The sequence below is a fragment of the Slackia heliotrinireducens DSM 20476 genome, from assembly GCF_000023885.1.
GTDB classification, from domain to species: domain Bacteria; phylum Actinomycetota; class Coriobacteriia; order Coriobacteriales; family Eggerthellaceae; genus Slackia; species Slackia heliotrinireducens.
Genome location: NC_013165.1, coordinates 3015099 through 3033535 on the forward strand (window position 1 = coordinate 3015099; position 18437 = coordinate 3033535).

General features: G+C 59.4%; 13 protein-coding genes. 8 read left to right on the forward strand and 5 right to left on the reverse strand.

Going from position 1 to position 18437, the window contains the following annotated elements; genetic code table 11:
- Window positions 1-38: 38 nt before the first annotated feature.
- Window positions 39-893, forward strand: coding sequence for a TorD/DmsD family molecular chaperone (locus SHEL_RS13430; protein ID WP_012799821.1), 855 nt, complete (start codon window positions 39-41; stop codon window positions 891-893).
- Between the two features lie 493 nt (window positions 894-1386).
- A complete protein-coding gene (locus SHEL_RS13435) occupies window positions 1387-2277 on the forward strand; it encodes a hypothetical protein (RefSeq protein ID WP_012799822.1) in 891 nt (296 codons plus the stop codon).
- Between the two features lie 69 nt (window positions 2278-2346).
- Here SHEL_RS13435 and SHEL_RS13440 read toward each other — a convergent pair whose 3' ends face one another.
- Window positions 2347-4233: an MFS transporter gene (locus SHEL_RS13440; RefSeq protein WP_012799823.1), complete on the reverse strand. Its 1887-nt coding sequence runs from the start codon at window positions 4231-4233 to the stop codon at window positions 2347-2349.
- Window positions 4234-4604: 371 nt separating this feature from the next.
- On the opposite strand from SHEL_RS13440, the gene SHEL_RS15350 reads away from it, so the two are divergent.
- Both SHEL_RS15350 and SHEL_RS13445 read left to right on the forward strand, forming a co-directional pair.
- The gene (locus SHEL_RS15350; RefSeq protein ID WP_012799824.1) at window positions 4605-4772 is read left to right on the forward strand and encodes a hypothetical protein; all 168 of its coding nucleotides are present in this window, start codon (window positions 4605-4607) and stop codon (window positions 4770-4772) included.
- Between the two features lie 72 nt (window positions 4773-4844).
- Entirely contained in the window at window positions 4845-5510 is a 666-nt protein-coding gene (locus SHEL_RS13445) for a hypothetical protein (RefSeq protein WP_144298197.1), read from the forward strand.
- A 323-nt stretch (window positions 5511-5833) separates the two neighbouring features.
- Here SHEL_RS13445 and SHEL_RS13450 read toward each other — a convergent pair whose 3' ends face one another.
- From SHEL_RS13450 to SHEL_RS13465, 4 genes are all read right to left on the reverse strand, one after another.
- Window positions 5834-8500 (reverse strand): ABC transporter ATP-binding protein/permease, encoded by a 2667-nt coding sequence (locus tag SHEL_RS13450; protein ID WP_012799826.1) that lies wholly within the window; start codon window positions 8498-8500, stop codon window positions 5834-5836.
- 287 nt (window positions 8501-8787) lie between these two features.
- Window positions 8788-9654: a DmsC/YnfH family molybdoenzyme membrane anchor subunit gene (locus SHEL_RS13455; RefSeq protein WP_012799827.1), complete on the reverse strand. Its 867-nt coding sequence runs from the start codon at window positions 9652-9654 to the stop codon at window positions 8788-8790.
- Window positions 9654-10289: a 4Fe-4S dicluster domain-containing protein gene (locus SHEL_RS13460; RefSeq protein WP_012799828.1), complete on the reverse strand. Its 636-nt coding sequence runs from the start codon at window positions 10287-10289 to the stop codon at window positions 9654-9656. The genes SHEL_RS13455 and SHEL_RS13460 overlap by 1 nt, the downstream gene beginning before the upstream one ends.
- Before the next feature lie 3 nt (window positions 10290-10292).
- The gene (locus SHEL_RS13465) at window positions 10293-13364 is read right to left on the reverse strand and encodes a molybdopterin-containing oxidoreductase family protein (RefSeq protein WP_012799829.1); all 3072 of its coding nucleotides are present in this window, start codon (window positions 13362-13364) and stop codon (window positions 10293-10295) included.
- Window positions 13365-13655: 291 nt separating this feature from the next.
- Here SHEL_RS13465 and SHEL_RS13470 point away from each other — a divergent pair, with 291 nt between their 5' ends.
- From SHEL_RS13470 to SHEL_RS13485, 4 genes are all read left to right on the forward strand, one after another.
- Window positions 13656-15209, forward strand: coding sequence for a response regulator transcription factor (locus SHEL_RS13470; protein ID WP_012799830.1), 1554 nt, complete (start codon window positions 13656-13658; stop codon window positions 15207-15209).
- Between the two features lie 2 nt (window positions 15210-15211).
- Window positions 15212-15748, forward strand: a complete 537-nt coding sequence (locus SHEL_RS13475; RefSeq protein ID WP_012799831.1) for a LysR family transcriptional regulator — start codon at window positions 15212-15214, stop codon at window positions 15746-15748.
- A 102-nt stretch (window positions 15749-15850) separates the two neighbouring features.
- Window positions 15851-17593, forward strand: coding sequence for a hypothetical protein (locus SHEL_RS13480; protein WP_012799832.1), 1743 nt, complete (start codon window positions 15851-15853; stop codon window positions 17591-17593).
- Window positions 17594-17604: 11 nt separating this feature from the next.
- Window positions 17605-18432: a helix-turn-helix domain-containing protein gene (locus SHEL_RS13485; protein WP_012799833.1), complete on the forward strand. Its 828-nt coding sequence runs from the start codon at window positions 17605-17607 to the stop codon at window positions 18430-18432.
- Window positions 18433-18437: the final 5 nt, after the last annotated feature.

An 18437-nucleotide genomic window follows, 5' to 3' on the forward strand; every position in this document is an offset into this window, starting at 1 on the left:
TGTTTTGCCACCCTTGGACCTCGTGTAAGGAGCATTCCATGTCCGAAACCACCGCTGTTACGTTCGACCCAGCCGACGCCTGGGGACTCGAGGCGCTGCTGATTTCGCGAGTGCGCCTGTACACGCTGTTCCACAAACTGTTCGGCGGCAACACCACCCCCGAGCTGATTGACGAGCTGTTGGGCCAAGGCACGCAGGACGCGATCGAGGAGGTCGCAGGCGGTGCTGTCGAGATGCAGAACCTGCTTGGATTCCTGAACGACCTGCGCAAACGCGACCGCTCTGAACTCGCGGACACAGCCAAGGACGAGTACACGCGCCAGTTCGTCGGACCCGGCACGCTTCCCGCCCCTGCGACCGAGTCGCCATACCTGACCCGCGATGCCTCCACTGTACAGGAGAACACGCTTCTCGTGCGCATGGAGTACCGCATGTACGGCCTGCAGGCGAAGCGCTTCCAGCGCGTGCCCGAAGACCACGTGGCCATGATGTGCTCCTTTATGGCATCCCGCGCCAAGAAGGCCCTGCAACTTCTGCGCGCCGGGACCCTGCCCGAACTGGGACAGGAGCTGTACGACGAGCGTGCGTTCGTCGTGAACCACATGGCCAACTGGCTGCCCGAATTCGCGAAGCTCACTCGCAACCACACCAAGACCACGGTGATGTTCCCGCAGCTCATCGAGGCTTTGAGCGTGTTTGTGAACGTAGATGCAACCATGCTTGCCGAAGGTGCCTACTGGGCCGAGCAGGTGGAGCTGCCCGAGGCCGGCATGCCCGCCCTGCCCGACGAGCTGGCCGAGTCGTTCGCCCAGGCAGAACAGGGCATCGGCGCCCTGGAGGCCATTCGACTGGTGGGCCTTGAGGACGTCGAGCTTATCGCAGTCGAGAACTAGGTGCGGGCGCGGCCGCACGGCGAATTCCGCTTCCCTGGGATTCCGCTATCCCCAGGTCAAACCCAATCCTATTTCTCAGGCAGGCGCTGCTTATGCGGCGCCTGCTGTTGTTTTGGGGCGGTTCGCATGTTGGATTTCGAATGCAAATGCGGACGCCCCACTGGCCCGTTGCTCAAGCTCTCAGTTGGCGAAACCGCCGAATTCTGCACGAGATTCGAAGTTGTGCATTGCGATTGCCTGGCGAGGCGTCGCCGGGCACGGAAAACCCCAGGTCAGCTTTTCTACAAACGGCCGAATTCTCACAGGTCGTCGAAACCAGAATGCACAACTTCGAATCCGGAGCAAAAATCGTCCGATTCGCCAACGCAAAAGCGCCAAGGGCTGCGTCTCCTGGCAACTGCAACCCCCGCGCCTTCGACCGCCCTCCCGTTGCCCAATGGCGCGGCGCGCCCGCCCATACAATGGGTCTCGTCAACAAGAGACAGGAGAGCCCATGACCGCAAAAGCACAGTCCACGTCCAAAAGACCGTTACTGGTTATCGCAGCGATCGTCCTCACGGTTGCGGTCTTTGCAATCGAGTACGCGAACGACATGACCAACTCGCAGGCCATGACAGAAGAAGTCGCCACCGAAGCCAGCAACACCGCCGAAGACGATTCGCAGGCCGCAGCCGAAACGGAATCCGAATCCGAAGAGGCCAAGGCGGCAGAAGCGAGAAACAGGGCTGCCGTGAGGGGGTCTGGGGGCGAATCGACCGATGCTGAAGAAGTTGGCGAGAGTGAAGAGGCCGAAGAATATAACGTCATAGCAATCGGTACGCTTCCGATGGATGACTTCGAGGCGTATAAAGCCGGTGAGGCCAGGTTCGATTTGGCCCTCTGCGACGGAAGCATTGCCCTGTGGGATAATAAAGCCACTGTGAAGTTGATCCGCGACGGCGAATCGGAGCAACACAATTTCATCCGTTATGAGAATGGGCCTCAAAAAGAAGGCGTTCGGCAGTATTTTGAGCGGGGCGGGGAATCTTCGTGGGTCCTCGTTGTGCCTGACGAACACAACGGCACAATGAGGGTTTTTGATCGCGATGACGATGGTGAGTCCTTATATGTGCTTAGGGTTGAACCGGCAGGAGCAGCGGTTGCAGGAAGCGAGCAGTTCGTCGGCACATGGCAACGTCAGGAGGGCGAGTCTCTGACAATCACGCCTGGTGGAACGGTTCTTTTCATGGATCTGGAAGGCAATCTCGGTTCAGTAAATGACTACACGATTGACGGTGAAGTGCTTACAACCGCGGACGGTTTTGTCACTCTTGAAATCCAAGATGAACAACTTGTCCTGATGCGGGATGGCTACGAAAACTTATATTTTGACCGCGTCGAGTAGGTCTGGCGACCTCGTAAAACGGGCCGGTTGGCAGCGTGCGGACCGGCCCGTTTGTTGTTTGGGCTTTAGCTAGGCCACGAAGGATTCCATCAGGTAGCGGACGATGTCGCTTCGGCTGACGGTGCCAACCAGGCGACCGTTCTCCACGACAGGCATCTTCTTAATGCGACGGCCGTTGAGCTTGGCGCACACGCTGTCGATGGGCTCGTCAGCGGATGCGCACACCACGTTCTCGGTGGCGTAATCCATGACGTTGCGGCCCAGCAGGTCGTGCACGCGATCGCCGAAAGCCTCGTCCTCCGCCATGGCAGCCAGGTAATAGCCCAGGTCAACGGCTTGCGTTTCGGACTTCGACAAGGCGCGCATAATGTCGCCGTCGGAAATGAAGCCGAGCACCGCGCCGGCCTTTCCCACCACGGGCACGCCGCTGGTCTTGTTGGCCACTAGGATGCGAGCCACATCGGCTACGGTGGCGCTGGCGGGCACCGTGTAGGCGTCTCGCTTCATGACGTCGGCCAAGCTCGGGACCGTCGCGCCCGAGGCGATTTCAGTTTCGGACGCATGCACAGCCGCAGGTGCCGCACCGCGCTCTTTATAGGAATACACCACGGCCACGACCAGGCCGAGCACAGCGATACCTGCCGCTACCAGCACAGCTTGGGAGAAACCCGCCGCGTTGCCGACGTTGGCGGAGGTTCCTTCCGCCGACGCCTTCGCCGCACCCGACGACAGAATGCCGATGAACAGCGACGGTCCGATGGAAGCGGCCACCATGTTGAAGGTGTTGATGATGGACACGCCCGCACCGTGCTCCTCGCGGGGCAGCGTCCGCAGGCCGGCGGTTTGGGAGGGCGACATCATGAGGCCGACGCCCGCATACACCGCCACCGACGCGACTACCACAACAACCAGCGACATCGATGCGCTGAACGCCGCGATGGCGCACTGACCTGCGGCGGCCAGCAAAAACCCCACGGGGATAAGGGGCCAAGGGCCGGATTTGTCCATGATGCGCCCGCCGATAACAGCTGTTATCGCATTGACCACGATGGCCGGCAGGATAAGTAGGCCAGCCAGCAGCGCCGTGTGGCCGAAAGTCCCTTCGAAGTACAGAGGAAGCAACACGCTCATGGAGAACGTGGTCATCATGGCCACGATGACCAGGATGCACGCCACCGAGAATCGGGGATCGGTCATGGGGCGCATGGTGAGCATGGGATTGGGAATGACGAACTGACGGCGCACGAACGCTGCAATGACCAGGACCGATACGGCGATGCAGACAAGTGCCAGTGGCAGATGGGTGGTGATTTCGCCAAGGCCGAAGACGAAGACCGTGAGACCCACGCTGGCCAACGCCAGCGATGGCGCATCCAGCTTGACGGACTCGGGCTCGCCGATGTTGCGCAGCAGTTTCGCACCTGCAACGGCGAGCAACGCCACAACCGTGAACGGCACCACGTGGATGGCTCGCCATCCGATGAAGGTGGCCGCCACGCCCGAGACCACAGGCGCAAAGGCGGGGCCCAGCGTGATGGCCGCCGAGCCGATGGACAGGTAGGTGCCCATTTTCTCGCGGGGAGCCACCGCCAGCACCGTACCCATCATGAGAGGGATGAACACGCCTGACCCTACAGCCTGGAGCAGACGCGCAGCCAGCAGCAACGGGAAATTCGGCATGACAAAGCTTGCCGCCTCGCCCACCAAAAAGCATGCCCCAGCAACATAGAACAGCCGACGCAACGTGAACCGTCGCGAAAGGAACGACATCACCGTTACGATGATCGATGTCACGATCATATAGCCTGTGACCAGCCATTGCGCTGCGCTGTAACTGATGGAGAATTCGGCCATGATGTCCACCATGGCCACATTGATGATGTTCTCGTTGAACGCCGCAATGAACGCCGCCAGATAAAGGATGACGAGCATCGGCTTGTAATTTGTCTTCTGCATTGACGACCCTTTTCCGTCCCGTCGGCACAGGCGAGCAAGGGCATAAAAAGAGCCCGGCGCACGACCTCGTGCCAACCGGACTTACGTAAAAAACAACTCGTTGGACCCGACCAGTATACGCTTCTCTTACGCTGCGGCACGATTTCTCCATCTCGGAACCAGACATGGCTAGAGCCTGACTCGAGCCTGGCACGACGGAGCAAGGGCCATGTCCCACGTTGCAGGGCATCGCCCGATTCGCCAACGCAATGCGTCAAGGGCGGCGTCTCCTGGCAACCACCATGCCCGCGCCTTCGACGACCCTCCCCATTGCCCAATGGCGCGGCGCACCCACCCATACAATGAGGACAAGCAAAGGATGGGAGGTTGCCATGGACGGCGACAGCAAGAAAACGGTCATCGCCGTTGCGGTTGTGATCTGGATCATCGGATACACCTTTATAGGATGGAGCCCTGATTGGCCGTTTGAGATCCTGTTCAATTTCTTGCACGATATCGGCATCGGTTACGGAACAGCTAGCGGATACCCCTGGAGCTAGCACGATACAAGGAGGCAAACCGTGCTCGCGCATCGCCGCACATCGCTATTTCGTCTTGCTGTTGTATGTCTTATGGCCGCAACCCTGGCTTGCGGACTTGCGGCATGCGGCTCGTCAGGCCCAAGCTCAAGCTCGAGCAACAGATCCAGCTCAGGAGACTGCCCCTACGAGGGCGACTACGCGCTTGTAATCAGCTTCGATCTTACCGCTAGCCAAGAGAGCGGCACTATGGAGGATCCCTATCGAGAATCCGGAACGGTGCATGTCGACAGCGACACCACGACCTTGACCTACGAATCCGAAGACGGCACCCATACCATCGAAGGCTCGTTTTCAGAGGTGACCGACAGGGGCGTGTGGATGTACCAAGTCGATAGGAACAAGTATCTGGGCATCGGAGAAAACACGGATATGGGCGCTACGTTTGCCATACTAGCCATCGGAGGCGCCACTCCGGCAGACGACATTTACATCGGCATTTTGCTTGAACCCGTGGAAGCCGTCGCCGGCAGCGACGCCGTCGTAGGCGTCTGGGAGTCGGAATACGGGACCACCGTGGAGTTCACGCCCGGCGGCACCATGATCGGCAGCGATTCGGTAGAGACGTGGTACAACTTCTACACCATTAACGGCGACGTTCTCCAGCTTACAGGCATACCTGATTGCTTCCTAATCGGCGACGGTCAGTTGACATACGTTCTTGATGACTATGAAATCCCATTCTATCCGGAGGGATAGCAGTATCGGCAAGTCAGCAGAACCCCGAACCCGGGCAAACGAAGGGTCGGGGCGCTTTTCGCCCTCCAGGCGAAACAGCCCCGACCCGGCGGGACGGCTTTTCGAAGCAGAGGAAGACGCGGCGCGCTCCGACGGGGTAGCCGCTGTTGGAAGTTGGGCGGAATGCGCGGTGCGCAACGCTTCAATCCCTCAAACAAAAAGCTCCGATGCGCATGCATCGGAGCCATTCGAAAACCGTAGATTGGAGCCCGGCGCATAGCCCCGAAGGGGCGGTAGCCGGGCGGGCGTTGCGCACCGCGCATTCCGCCCAGCCCCATGTCAGGCTATTCAGTCCTGAGCGCGGTCACCGGATCTTTCTTAGCCGCCATGCGAGACGGGATGATGCCGCCGATGAGGGTCAGCAGCACCGAAATCGCCACCAGGGCAGCGCCGGCGCCGGCTGGGACGGCCGCCATGTCCTTCACGCCGGAAACGTGCTCGATGATGATGTTGACGGGTATGTCCAGCAGCACCGTCAGCCCGACGCCGAGCAGGCCGGCAAGCAGGCCGATGATGAAGGTCTCGGCGTTGAACACGCGGGAGATGTCCTTCTTCGAGGCGCCGATGGAGCGCAGGATGCCGATCTCCTTGGTGCGCTCAAGCACGCTGATGTAGGTGATGATGCCGATCATGATCGAGCTCACGACCAGGGAAATTGCTACGAACGCAATCAGAATGTAGGTGATGGAGTTCACGATGCTCGTAACGCTGGACATGAGGGTGCCCACGATGTCGGTGTAGTGGATGACCTGGTCGTCTTCACCCGAAGCCTCCATGCGGTCGTTGTAGTCGGCGATAATCTGGTCCACGACCTCCTTGGAGTTGAAGTCCCGCGGATAGATGCTGATGGCGAAGGGGCTGTCCACGTCGGAAACACCCAGCTTCTCAAGGTTGCCCTCGTAGGAGGCGTCGGCGGTGTTGGCGGCCATCTGTTTCTGGAAGGCATCGACAATCTCGTCGTCGGTCATGCCGGCGTCGCGCAGCTGGTCAATGTAGTCGCGAACCTGATCGCCTTGGGCCGAAGGCATCTCGGCAATCATCTCGTCGATGCTCTCCATGGTGAGTTCGTCCTCGTCGTCATCGGGAAACGCGTAGCCCGTGAACACGTCGTTGTTGGCGTTGGCCTTCTGCTCCTGGACGATCTCGGAATCCTCAACCAGCTGGATGGCGTGCTCCATCAGGTCGCGGCGGTACAGGATGCCGCCGGTCTGGGCCGCGTTGGACGAACTGTCCTCAGTAGCCTGCACGATGCCAACCACCTTGATGACCTCGGCGTCTTCCAGCTGTTCGATAACGAAATCATCGTCGTCTGAACGGTCGACCCAAGTGTCGTCGTCGCCCTTCTCGTAGTAGGCGGTCTGCGGCAGCAGCTTGAATTCCAGGGCCATCAGTTCGTCGTAGGTGTAGGTGGTCTGTTCGAATTCCTTAACCTTCTTGCCGGCGATGGCATCGGTCATCAGGTCTTTCAGCTCGGCCTGGTCCAGCAGGCCGAGGGAATACAGCGTGTAGTCGGAAATGGAGCCGTATTCGTCAAGCACGATGACGACCTCGTTCCACGCCTCGGGCATGGACCCTTCCACCAGCGTGAAGTCGCGTTCGAAGCTTTCGGGGTTGTCGAGCATCTCAAGCCACACGTCGTAGCCGCCGCCCACAGCGGACATGCTGCTCAACATGGCGCTCTGCGTGCTGCCGGCGGTGCTGATGCCCAGCGAATCCATGACGGTTGCGGGGTTGACCTGCACCAAGCCGTCTTCGGTGTCGGCTGCATATATATTGATAGGGGTTTTGTACGAGTACTGGATGTCCGTCACGTAATCCTGAATGTCGTCGGGATTCGATTCCAGCCACGACTTGATAGATTCCATGTCGTTGGTGTCCGCATCGTTCACGATGCTGGTCACCATGTCGGTCACGAAATTGAACGAAGGCACGACGCCTTCCTCGTGCTGCACCTCCTCGGAATTCGAACCGCCCGACATGCCCACGATCAGCGACGCCAGGTTCATCGACGTTTCCTGGATGGTGATGGGATACTGCCCCATCGCGGCTTCTTCCTGCTCGTTGATGTAGTTCTGCGCACCGCTGGACAGCGACAGAATCAGCGCGATGCCGATGATGCCGATGGAGCCGGCGAATGCCGTCAGAATGGTGCGGCCCTTCTTGGTGAGCAGGTTGTTGACGGAAAGGGAGAAGGCGGTCAGCATGCTCATGGACGTGCGTCCCGAGCCGAACTGGGCGTTGTCTTCGATGCGGCGGCGGTCCTCTTCAGAAATCTCATAGGGGTCCGTGTCGCTTTGGATGACGCCGTCGCGCAGCACCACGATGCGGTCGGCGTATTCTTCAGCCAGCTCAGGGTTGTGGGTGACCATGATGACCAGGCGGTCCTTTGCCACCTGGCGAAGGATGTCCATGACCTGCACGCTGGTTTCGGTATCAAGGGCGCCGGTGGGCTCGTCGGCCAGCACGATGCTGGGATCGTTCACCAGGGCACGGGCGATGGCCACGCGCTGCATCTGGCCGCCGGACAGCTGGTTGGGGCGTTTGTGCATCTGCTCGCCCAAACCCACGTCGATCAGGGCCTGTTCGGCACGCTTCTTGCGCTCACCGCGGGAAACGCCCGACAGCGTGAGCGCCAACTCGACGTTGGCCAGCACCGTCTGGTGCGGGATGAGGTTGTAGCTCTGGAACACGAAGCCGACGCTGTGGTTGCGGTACGAGTCCCAATCGCGGTCCATGTACTTCTTGGTTGATGTGCCGTTGATGACCAGGTCGCCCGAGGTGTACTGATCCAAGCCGCCGATGATGTTCAGCAGCGTGGTCTTGCCGCAGCCGGACTGGCCCAGGATGGCCACAAACTCCGAATCCCGGAACTGCAGGCTTACGCCCTTGAGCGCCTGGACGGTGGTGTCGCCCGACACGTAATCTTTCTTAATGTTTTTGAGCTCGAGCACGGGCCCCTCCTTGTACACGTATCCACAGATGGCAGGATACCCCACCCTGTCGAACGAATTCGGCAATGCCAGGAAAAACTGTATCCATGTTGCCAAATTGTTGGGATGCACAAGGAGCAAAAGCGCAGTTGATATGCCGAAACCGCTTCGACTGGAAGCGCGATTGCAAAAGACGGCCATCATGCCGATCGAACGACAGACGCAAAAAGCCGGCCCGACGAGTCGGACCGGCTTTCCTAACGCTACCAGGGAGGGGTGAGTGCAGAAGGCGGGTAGCGTCGGATGGTTTAATACACGAGGAGCACAGGATAACCCACCATGTAGACGACCACGCGGAACATGATCGACGTGGCGAATGCGGCAATCAGAGCCACAGCCATCAGCGCCTTAGATGCCTCAGGGTTCTTCTTCGCCATGAAGGCGCATACGGCTGTCGCGGCGGCACAGACCAGGGAGAGCCAGAACAGCGGAGCGCCGGCACCCGTCAGGGCGATGGATGCAACATTGTCGATGTGGGTTGGAGCGGTGGTCATGAGCGTGGGATTCAGATAATGCCCCACATCTGTAAACTTCGTACCAGCAGCCAGGGCGATGAAGATCACTTCGGTCACGAGAGCGATGATGCCGCCGACGAACGTGAAGTTGATGCTGTCGGCCAGACACTGGTTGTCAGCCTTGACTGCGGTCAGGGCCCACAGGACCACGGGGCCCAGCAGACAGGCGTTGCCTAGGTAGAAGAATTCCAGACCCACGCCCCAAGCCGGACGACCGGCCATCCAATAGGAGTGGGCAGTAGCAGCCACCATGGCGATTGAGGCAATAAGGGTTACCCAGGCCAGAGCCTTGTTGGTCTTCTGGCCGCGAATCATGACGAACCAGATGACGATGAGCACCGCCAGCACCACGCAGCCTATAAGCTCTTGGGTAATGCCTGAAGTAATGTGGCCGAAGCCGTTGAAGATGCGCTCCCAATGCTGCAGGTGTGTGAAGGACCCGACACCGCCGACGACCAGCGAAACCGCGGCCAGAATAACTGCGGGCATCTGGATCTTCTCGGCCTTATCCTTCAGGGCGAAGATGGACAGCATACCGAGCGTACCGCTGGTCACGCAAACAAACAGGGTGAAGATGACCAAGGGCCATTGCGTTTGCATTAGTTGTCACCGCCTTCCCACTTGTGACGACGGAGGATGTAAGCAAACGAGGGCTTGTTGCCGACGTCCGGCAGGTGATAGATGTCTTCCTCCGAGAAATCTTCCAAGAAATCGACCATCTTGCGCTGTTCGCCCAGCGGGTCGTAGGAACCCACGAAGCTGTCCAGGCCTTGGTCCAAGTCGCCGATCCAGCGGGCGTTGCCGCCGCACTGGGACACGCATTGAGGCAGCTCGCCCTGCTGGAGCTTCTGCTCGCACAGGGTGCACTTCTCGACGACGCGCTCTTCCTCGTTGAGGTAACGAACGCCGTAGGGGCAGGCCATGACGCAGAACTGGCAGCCGATGCATTTGGCCTTGTCAATCTGAATCGTGCCGTCCTCGGCGATGTGGGACGCCTCGGTGGGGCACACCTTCACGCACTCGGGGTTTTCGCAGTGCTGGCAGCCGACAGTCACGAAGTACATGTACACGTCCGGATACTGGCCGGATCCTCCCTCAATGGGATTCGGCCCCACGCGAACGACCTTGTTCCAGAAGTTGCCGATAGGGACGTTGTTTACAGCCTTGCACGCAACGGAGCAGGCCAGGCAGCCAACGCAACGGTTTACGTCGGTGATGATAGACATCCGAGTCATGGGTTACTCCCTCCCTTCGTAGGTGGGCAGCCATTCCTTCAGACGCGGGTCGTCGGAGGTATGGATGATGGGCACACCGTCGACGCCGCAGGGAACGGGATTGTTGAACGGGCTGTTCTCAGGGGTTGCCTTGTAGATCTTCACCTGGTAGGCGCGCAGGTTGGAAGAACCGGCATGCGGGTCCTGAGCATGATGGTCGATGAGGTTGTTCACCGCGGAGAGTTCGATGCCGTGGCCGGCGTTCTGCGACAGCTCCGGATACCACCAGGTGTGCTCCAGGTTGACAACATCCTTGTCGACGCCGTAGTACAGGTCGGCAACTTCGCGAATCTTGCCCCACTCGGACTCGATCCAGACCCAGTCGCCCTGCTCGATGCCGTATTCGGCAGCGGTCTCAGGGTTGATTTCGATACGAGGCACGGGCCAAAGCTCGCGGCACCAGGGAAGCTGGCGATGCTCGGAGTGGAAGTACACCGGGATGCGGCGGCCTGTGGTAGCGGTCAGCGGGTACTCTTTGATGCGGTCGCCGTCCTTCGGCCCGTGAGGCGGCTCAACCCAGCTGGGCAGGAACCACTCGGGCTTGTCGGGGAAGTGGCTCTCCATGACCGTAGACCACAGCTCCTGCTTCATGGTCGGGGTGAAGAAGCCAGGCTTCCAGTCGCCGATGCCGTTGCCGGCGGTGTAGTCCAGACGGGCCCACACGCGGTCGCGGGCGCGGAAACCGCCGGTCTGATAACGACGGTAGGTGCCCCACTGCTTCGGGTCCACGTCCTTGGCCTGCCACCAGCCATCGCGCTGGAAGGCCTCGACGTACTCGTCCCACGTCTTGTACTTAGGCGTGAGGTCCTCAAGCTTCGTACCCTTGCGTTCGAAGGAAACCTCGCCGTCCTTGACCTCATACTCGGTGTAGGTCCATTCTTCGTCGCTGAAGAGTTTGATGGCGTCGGCCAGCTGCCACTCGATGTCGGGCCATTCGTTGCCCTCTTCGTTGTTCCAAGGCACGCCCATGCGACGAGCCAGGTCCATGACGATCTCGGGATCGTACTTGGCCTCTGCGGGAGGCTGTACGCACTTGACTGTAGCACCCATGGCGCCCTCGGAACCCTGGCTGGCACGAGGCGAGTTGAGCTCAATCCAGTGGGCAACGGGCAGGATGATATCGGCGGCGTCGGTAGAAGGCGCATGCCACAGGTTCAAGTCGACCATAAACTCCAGGTTGCACAGGGCCTCCCATGCACGGGCGGTGTTGGTCTGGCTCATGAAGTTGCCGGACTCGTTCCACAGCGCCTTCAGCGGATAGGGGTCGCCCTCGAGCACGGCATCCCAGCAGGTGGATGCGTCGCTCCAGTACTGCCACCAGTGCAGCAGCGGGAAGCGCTCCATGCCGATCTGCTTCTCCATGATCTCGGCGGGCGGGGTGGAAGCACCTGGTGCCCATGCGGAGAAGCCCTGCAGGTCGCCGTCGATCGGCACCATGGTGGGGCCGCGCATGCCGCCCGGAGTGTCCATGTTACCGGTGATGCCGCACAGGTTGTCCAGCGCGCGGCTGTTCTGCACGCAGTTGCATGCATGCTCCTGCGCCAGCATGTACTGGATGCCGCCGTTGCCGTAGCCGCTCTCGGGGTCGAGGCGGGTGCCGTACACGGTTGCTGCTTCGATGATCTGATCGGCGGGGATGCCGGTGATCTCAGAGGCAACCTCGGGGTTGTACTCGGCAGCGCGGGCTTTGTAGTGCTCCCAGACCGGTTTCACCTTGACGGTGCGGCCGTCCTTGAGCGTGATCTCGAATTCGCCTTCCAGAGCCGGATCGATGGCCGGGTCGAAGGGCAGCAGGTCGGGCAGCCAACCCTGGGTCTGGCCAGGCAGCAAGTTGGGTTGCTGGGCCTCATGGCCCTCATAGGCTTTTGTGGTGGAGTAGTTCTCGCCCTCCCAGAAGCCGCCGGTGTTGTCGATGCGGGCTTCCTGGTCGGCGTTGAACCAGGTGAATGCGCCGTACTCATGCTCGACGCCCTGTTCTTTAAGAGCTTCCCAGTTATTGTCGTATACCAGGAACTTGAAGGGGCTGCCGCCCTCTTTGATGTCGCTTTCCTTGACGAGATGGGTCTTGACATCCCAGTACGAACCGTCGGTGCGGACGGTGGGGAAGCCGTTCTCCAGCATCCATTCTTCGTCGAAGTCTTCGCAGACCAAGAACGGTGCGTTGGTCCACTTCTTGACATACAGTTCGTCGTAGAGCTTGTTCTCGATGATGACGTTGGTCCAAGCCAGCGCCAGCGCGCCATCGGTGCCAGGACGCAGGCATTGCCAGTAGTCGGCTTCCTTGCCCATGTTGGCCATACGCGGGTCAACGCTGATGTGATAATCGGCGCGGCTTGCGCAGTCGACGGTGGTGCGGCACGATGTGTCGTAGTTGGACAGCTCGGAAGCGCCTGCCCACTGCACGTAGACACGCGGGCGGCCGATGGTCTCCATCCAGCTCAGGGCGAACTGGCTGACCATGGTGGTTGCAAAATGACGCGGACCCTTGCAGATCTGCCAAGCTTCGATGTTGTTCGGCGTGCCCAGCAGGTTCTTCAGGATGGATTCCGAATGCATGCACCACACGCGGGACGTACCCACCTGGCATGCAATGGATTCAGCGCCGTATTTCTCCGTGATCTCGGCGAAGTTCTTGATAATGGTTTCCATGGCCTCGTCCCAGGAAATACGCACCCAGCCCGGCTCTTCGCCCTTGGGGTTCGTGCGCTTCATGGGGTAATGAAGCCTGTCAGGGTGATACGCAGCCTGAATGGACGACTGGGACTTCGTGCAGCAGTTGCCCATGGACTGCCAAGCCCCTTCGTCGCCCTCGATGCGGATCGCCCGACCGTTTTGGACAATCACCTTGACGCCACATTCCATCTTGCCGCAGCCGCGGCAACATGTCTTGACCTCTACGGTGTCTTGGCCGGAAACCTCGGGATAGGTTTGATCGGCCAATGCGGACTGCGTAGACGTTCCAAACGCTGCAACAGCAGCGCCGGTAATGGCAGCTGTCTTCACGAATGAGCGTCGAGACATTGTGAGATCGCCCATAATCTCCTCCTCCTTTTTGTATCTCTTATGCAGTTCGAATTATTCCCCCATCGCGTCGAAAGCAGTAAAAGGGGGCTGACGCGATGACTGCACTCTACGCCGCGCACAAGGGCCGGCACATCTTCAAAAACCGCTGATTCAGGGTGTTCGGCGTATCATAAAAAACTCTGATTATTGGAGGAATCAGTATCATAATGACGTTTTGAACTGGGTTTTTATCGATTCCTTTTCGGAATGGATGTTTTGCGGTACAATCCTGGTATTCGACGCCATACCATACGAGGGGAATATATGGCAGACACGGTTTTGAAATGCAACGGGCGCACGCACGAAAGCAGAACCGCAGGCAGCGATCTGTCGTTGAAACGCATCGCAGGTCTTGCCCTCGACCGACTGTGGATGTACCTGACCTTCTACAGCATCATCCCTTTCGCCGGGTATTCGGACATGCGTTATTCCATGTATCTGTTCCTGTCGGTGTCTCTGTGCGCCCTTGCCGCAACGATGGCCATTGTGGCTTTAGGCGTACGACATGGCGAAGCTTTAGGCAGCAACAAGCCGCTTGTCGCCGGCGGCGCATTGCTCATGAGCGGCGGTCTCGTTTTGGTGCTGGCAACGGGCGCCTTCATACGTGGCGACAGCGCAATCGTCGCGGTCTGTGCTGCAGGCATCGCCACCGGCATCGGGTCTGCCGTTTTACTCCTGAGCTGGCTTGAAGTCCTGTCAACCGCTGGGTTTTCCTGCATGCTTTCCGAAATGGCCCTGGGATGCGGTGCAGCCCTTCTCGGGAGCCTGATTCTGTTGTTCTTCCCCACCGCCCTGGCTAACGCCATCATTCTGATCTGCCCCTTTGCCTCAGCTTTTCTCCTTCAGCATTGCCTGCGTGAAATAGACGGCATCCCGACCGATGGAGCAGACGCCCCTCGTTCGGGCAAAACCACCGTATTGTTCATAAAAGGCCTGGTGGGAGCATTTTCGTTTGGCGCTCTTGCCGGTTTCTACGACGCCTTTGCGGGATTCAGGACCTTCGACGTGGACATAGGTTACGGCGTGTTTCTTTTGGCTGCAGGCACCGTTGCCATGCTTGCTATCGCCCTGATCAGCGTCTTCTGTAAAGAGGATTCCCTGTCGCATGCCTACCGCTTAGCCATGTTGGTCATATGCTTCGGTTGCCTGTTGACCCTGTTCATGGCCGACTCGAACACCCACTCCGGTGGCGTGGTGTTTGCCGGGTACGAGACGTTCAACATCTTGGTCGCCATCTGCGCCCAGCAAGCGTCCCAATCCTTCAATATCCCTCCCGCGCGGACCTTCGGCGTGGCGTTGGCAACGTTGTATTTCGGCGAAATGGCCGGTGTGTTCAGCATCTACCTGTACGGCGATACCATCTTGAAGCTGGGGCTTGCCACCATCACCGTCATCGCCATGATGTGGTTGCTCTTCTCCCATTTGTACCTGTTTACCGAGATTGACCTGATCAACTTGGAATTGGGCGAACAAGCTGCCCCAATTCGGCCCAGCGAGGCCCCAAATTCGGAATCAGAGGACACTACGTCTGAGGGAGCTAGAACGCCGGCCTCGCCTACGCCCGTTGGAAACGAGCAGGTATGCCAAGAAATCGTGGAACGTTACGGGCTTTCCAATCGCGAAACCGACGTGCTTGAACTGCTGCTGCAAGGCCGCACCATTGCCCGCATCCAAGAGGCGTTGTTCATCTCAGCTGGCACCGTGAGCACCCATGTACGCCATATCTACCAGAAGACGGGGTCCGCCAACAAACAGGACCTTCTTGACATGGTTGAGCAGATTCGGGTCGAAATCGAGCAAGAAAGCGCAGGTAAATAACTATGGAGCTTGAGCACTTGCGGGAATACGTGATGCTTGCCCGCAACGGCAGCTTTACCGATACGGCCCGTTCATTGCACATCACCCAATCCACGTTGAGCAAGCACGTGGCGGCGCTGGAACGGGAGTTCAACTGCGTGCTCATCACTCGCAGCCGCGAAGGCTCGATGCTCACCGAGCCGGGGCGCTTGCTGTACCTGCGAGCCATCGACATCATCAACGCCGTCGACCGCACCCGTGCAGACATGGCCATCTTGACGCCGAACTCCACGGCCACCGCCATCGACACGGCCGTCAAGCCCGATCCGCGGCTTCGCAAGGCGTGCAGAATCGCCGCCGAAAAACACGGTCTTACGCCACAGCAAGCAGGTGCATTGGCCCTGTTCGTCGAGGGTATGCCCCTTGATGACGTGGCCATTGCCCTCAACGGGACCCGCGACGATGCCGGCATGTTGCTCGCCGACGCTTACCGCGCGCTGGGTGTTGAATCGCGCCAGCAAGCCTATGATTATTTGCATTCCATTTTAGAATGCAACTAGACAAAAGGCGTGCGATTCGATTAGATTGCGCGGTGTAAGCACGTTATGAAGCTGGGGGGCTTCGAAAGCAGGGCTTCATCCGTTTAGGGATGGAGGCCATACGTGAAAGCGTGCACCGTCTCCTCAATCGAGGAGCTCAATTCATATCTTACAAACGAACTGGCGCAGAGCGTCTGCATTACGCATGCCCGCGGCATCGACATGTCGCAGACCGCCGCTACAGCAGCTGAAACCTTCGCAAGGGAACATCCGAAAGTCCGCGTTGTCTGCTCGACGGAAGCCGAGGCCCAGCGCGTACGCAGCCGCACCGACAACGCCGCCATCGAAGTGATGACGGCCAAAAATCTGAGCTTGCTCATCCTGGCCGATGAGCGTGTGCAGGTCGCCGTCGGACGCCGCAACAGGATCCTTGATACCAACGAAGTCGACGTGCTCATGGAAGACATGAAGGTCACCGGCATGAAGGCGCACCGACTGCGTGAAATGACGAAGTTCTTCTTCAAGAGCCTGACCGACGGTTTTGCCGACACGGAAGGCTGGCTCATTACCGGCGAAGAGCAGCGTCAGTTCTCCGTACTGGAAGAAAACCTGGAATCCCGCCAGGCTCTGCTCTCTTACGAACTTCCCCGTAAAGCACTCGAAGGCTTGAATGCGGTTCCCGACGCCATCGAAACCGCCCCTGCGGTCATCGTTGGTTTCGAGCGCCTGGCCACGCTGATGCAGAAGCTGGTGCTGGAAACCTCTGACCAGACATTCGTGGCCATGGGATGCACGAACGCATCGCCCGGCCTCGACGAACCCTACCCTAACGTAGACGGCCTGCAAGATTTGGCCGACCGTGATGAAGTGCAGGCCGTCAAACTGGACATGGCGCAGCCAGCCGTTCCGACGACCACGACATCATGTGCAACACCTTTCGACGAATTCACCTTCGTCGCCGATGCCGTTGCCGAAACGCTGGCCAAGGCCCCCGAAACCGAAACCATGCTGATAGCAACGCCGAACGGCATTTGGACCCGCTACATCGTTAAACAGCTGGAGGCCCGCGGTATCCAACCGTCTGTCATCTCGCCAGAACGCAAAGTGAAAGGCGACCCCCGCTCCCCCCAGGCCAACGGAGAGCTGAAGCTTGCAGCCCTGGCCAAGTTGATCAAGGACCGCAGCGATATGACGGCGCTGCGGTCCTGGATCGGCCTGGGCGACTGGCTGCTGCGCTCCGATGCGTATTTGGAGCTCATGGCGTGGGCATGCGAACACGGCATGCCCGCATCGCAGGCCATCGAGACGCTGCGCGCCACACCTGCCGACGAGCGCAACACGCGCGTGTTCTACAAGATCGAACAGCAGCTCAATGAGCTTGACCAGGTGATGGAAGCCGTGGGCAACGCCGACATCGCCGACCTGGAGGGCGTGCTCAAAAGCTACGGCATGTCCGTCCCCGCCTCGGTCGCCAAAGCCGCTGAAACCAAAGAGGACCTGTTCGCGGCCGTGCTCGCACAGCCCGTCAACACCTACGACGCCCGCGTTGCGGTGGCCCCCTTCGACCAGTGCATCGGCATGACCGCCGACCATCTGTTCCTGACCGGCATGGTGAACGGCTATCTGCCCCAGCTTGACGCCCTCGACGACAAGCACTCCATCGACCAGAAACTGCGCGCCACCATCCGTGACCGCGAACGTTTCGACGACCTGATGGCCATAGGCAAGGTATCCGTCACTGTTTCCTTATTCGAGACGGACGCCGCCTCCAACGCCGAGCGGCTGCCCATGGACGTCAGCCGCATTTACCAGCAGGGTTCCACCCGCATGGTCCGCATAAACCCCAGCATCTTTCTTAATAGATAGGAGTACGCATCATGAGCGATATTGAAGTTTTCGAACTTGACGACAATTTCGACCCCTTGGAAGACATCGGCCTGGTTGACGAAGAGGACATCGAGCATCACGACTATCAGATGCCCATTCCCGACGCCGAGCTCAGTGTTGTCCCCGAACCGGTGCAGCTCACGCCCCGCGAGAAGATGGACAAGCTGATTGCCGGCATCCCCGGCCATAAGCAGCGCATCGTCGAGGTCATCCGCATTTGCGAAGAGCCCTTGACCGCCTCCGAAATCGAAGAGCGCCTGAACGATACATACCCCCAATCCGCCAGCGTATATGATGCGGCCCGCATCGCAGATCTGCTAGTGGAGGCCGAAGGCCTGGTGCGCCTGAACGCCGAAGAGGGTGCCGACGAGGAAACAGTCGCAGCACCCAAAACCGATACCGAACACCCCGAAGCCGACGTCGACGCCGTCGTCACCCCTCACGCCGGCGTCGACGAGACCGGCGATTACCTGGAAGTACAGCCGCCGGAGCCGAGCCGATATGTGGCGACGGACGAAGGACTCGCTTTTGTAGCAGCCATGACCGACATGGCCCCCGTGATGGAGCTTCTTGAAAAGGAACCCCGCTACCTGCCCATTTACGAACGCATCCTGCGCATGACCTCCAATGAAGAAGGTTGCGGCAAAGCCGAGCTGAACAAGGCGATCGATTCCGACGAGCTGTGCCAGGAGCCCCGCCGCTACACTGAGTATTTCCTGTTCCGCCTGCAGGAGGTGGCCGCCGTTCGCTGGAATCGCGTGTGGTACGCCACCGACCTGGGTACGTCCGCTCTCAATTCCAACATCTTCACCAAATAAAGGAG

Excerpts from the sequence above, each read along its gene's own strand:
- SHEL_RS13430 (WP_012799821.1), top strand. The coding sequence starts at position 39 with ATGTCCGAAACCACCGCTGTTACGTTCGACCCAGCCGACGCCTGGGGA.
- SHEL_RS13435 (WP_012799822.1), top strand. The coding sequence starts at position 1,387 with ATGACCGCAAAAGCACAGTCCACGTCCAAAAGACCGTTACTGGTTATC.
- SHEL_RS13440 (WP_012799823.1), bottom strand. The coding sequence starts at position 4,233 with ATGCAGAAGACAAATTACAAGCCGATGCTCGTCATCCTTTATCTGGCG.
- SHEL_RS15350 (WP_012799824.1), top strand. The coding sequence starts at position 4,605 with ATGGACGGCGACAGCAAGAAAACGGTCATCGCCGTTGCGGTTGTGATC.
- SHEL_RS13445 (WP_144298197.1), top strand. The coding sequence starts at position 4,845 with ATGGCCGCAACCCTGGCTTGCGGACTTGCGGCATGCGGCTCGTCAGGC.
- SHEL_RS13455 (WP_012799827.1), bottom strand. The coding sequence starts at position 9,654 with ATGCAAACGCAATGGCCCTTGGTCATCTTCACCCTGTTTGTTTGCGTG.
- SHEL_RS13460 (WP_012799828.1), bottom strand. The coding sequence starts at position 10,289 with ATGACTCGGATGTCTATCATCACCGACGTAAACCGTTGCGTTGGCTGC.
- SHEL_RS13465 (WP_012799829.1), bottom strand. The coding sequence starts at position 13,364 with ATGGGCGATCTCACAATGTCTCGACGCTCATTCGTGAAGACAGCTGCC.
- SHEL_RS13470 (WP_012799830.1), top strand. The coding sequence starts at position 13,656 with ATGGCAGACACGGTTTTGAAATGCAACGGGCGCACGCACGAAAGCAGA.
- SHEL_RS13475 (WP_012799831.1), top strand. The coding sequence starts at position 15,212 with ATGGAGCTTGAGCACTTGCGGGAATACGTGATGCTTGCCCGCAACGGC.
- SHEL_RS13485 (WP_012799833.1), top strand. The coding sequence starts at position 17,605 with ATGAGCGATATTGAAGTTTTCGAACTTGACGACAATTTCGACCCCTTG.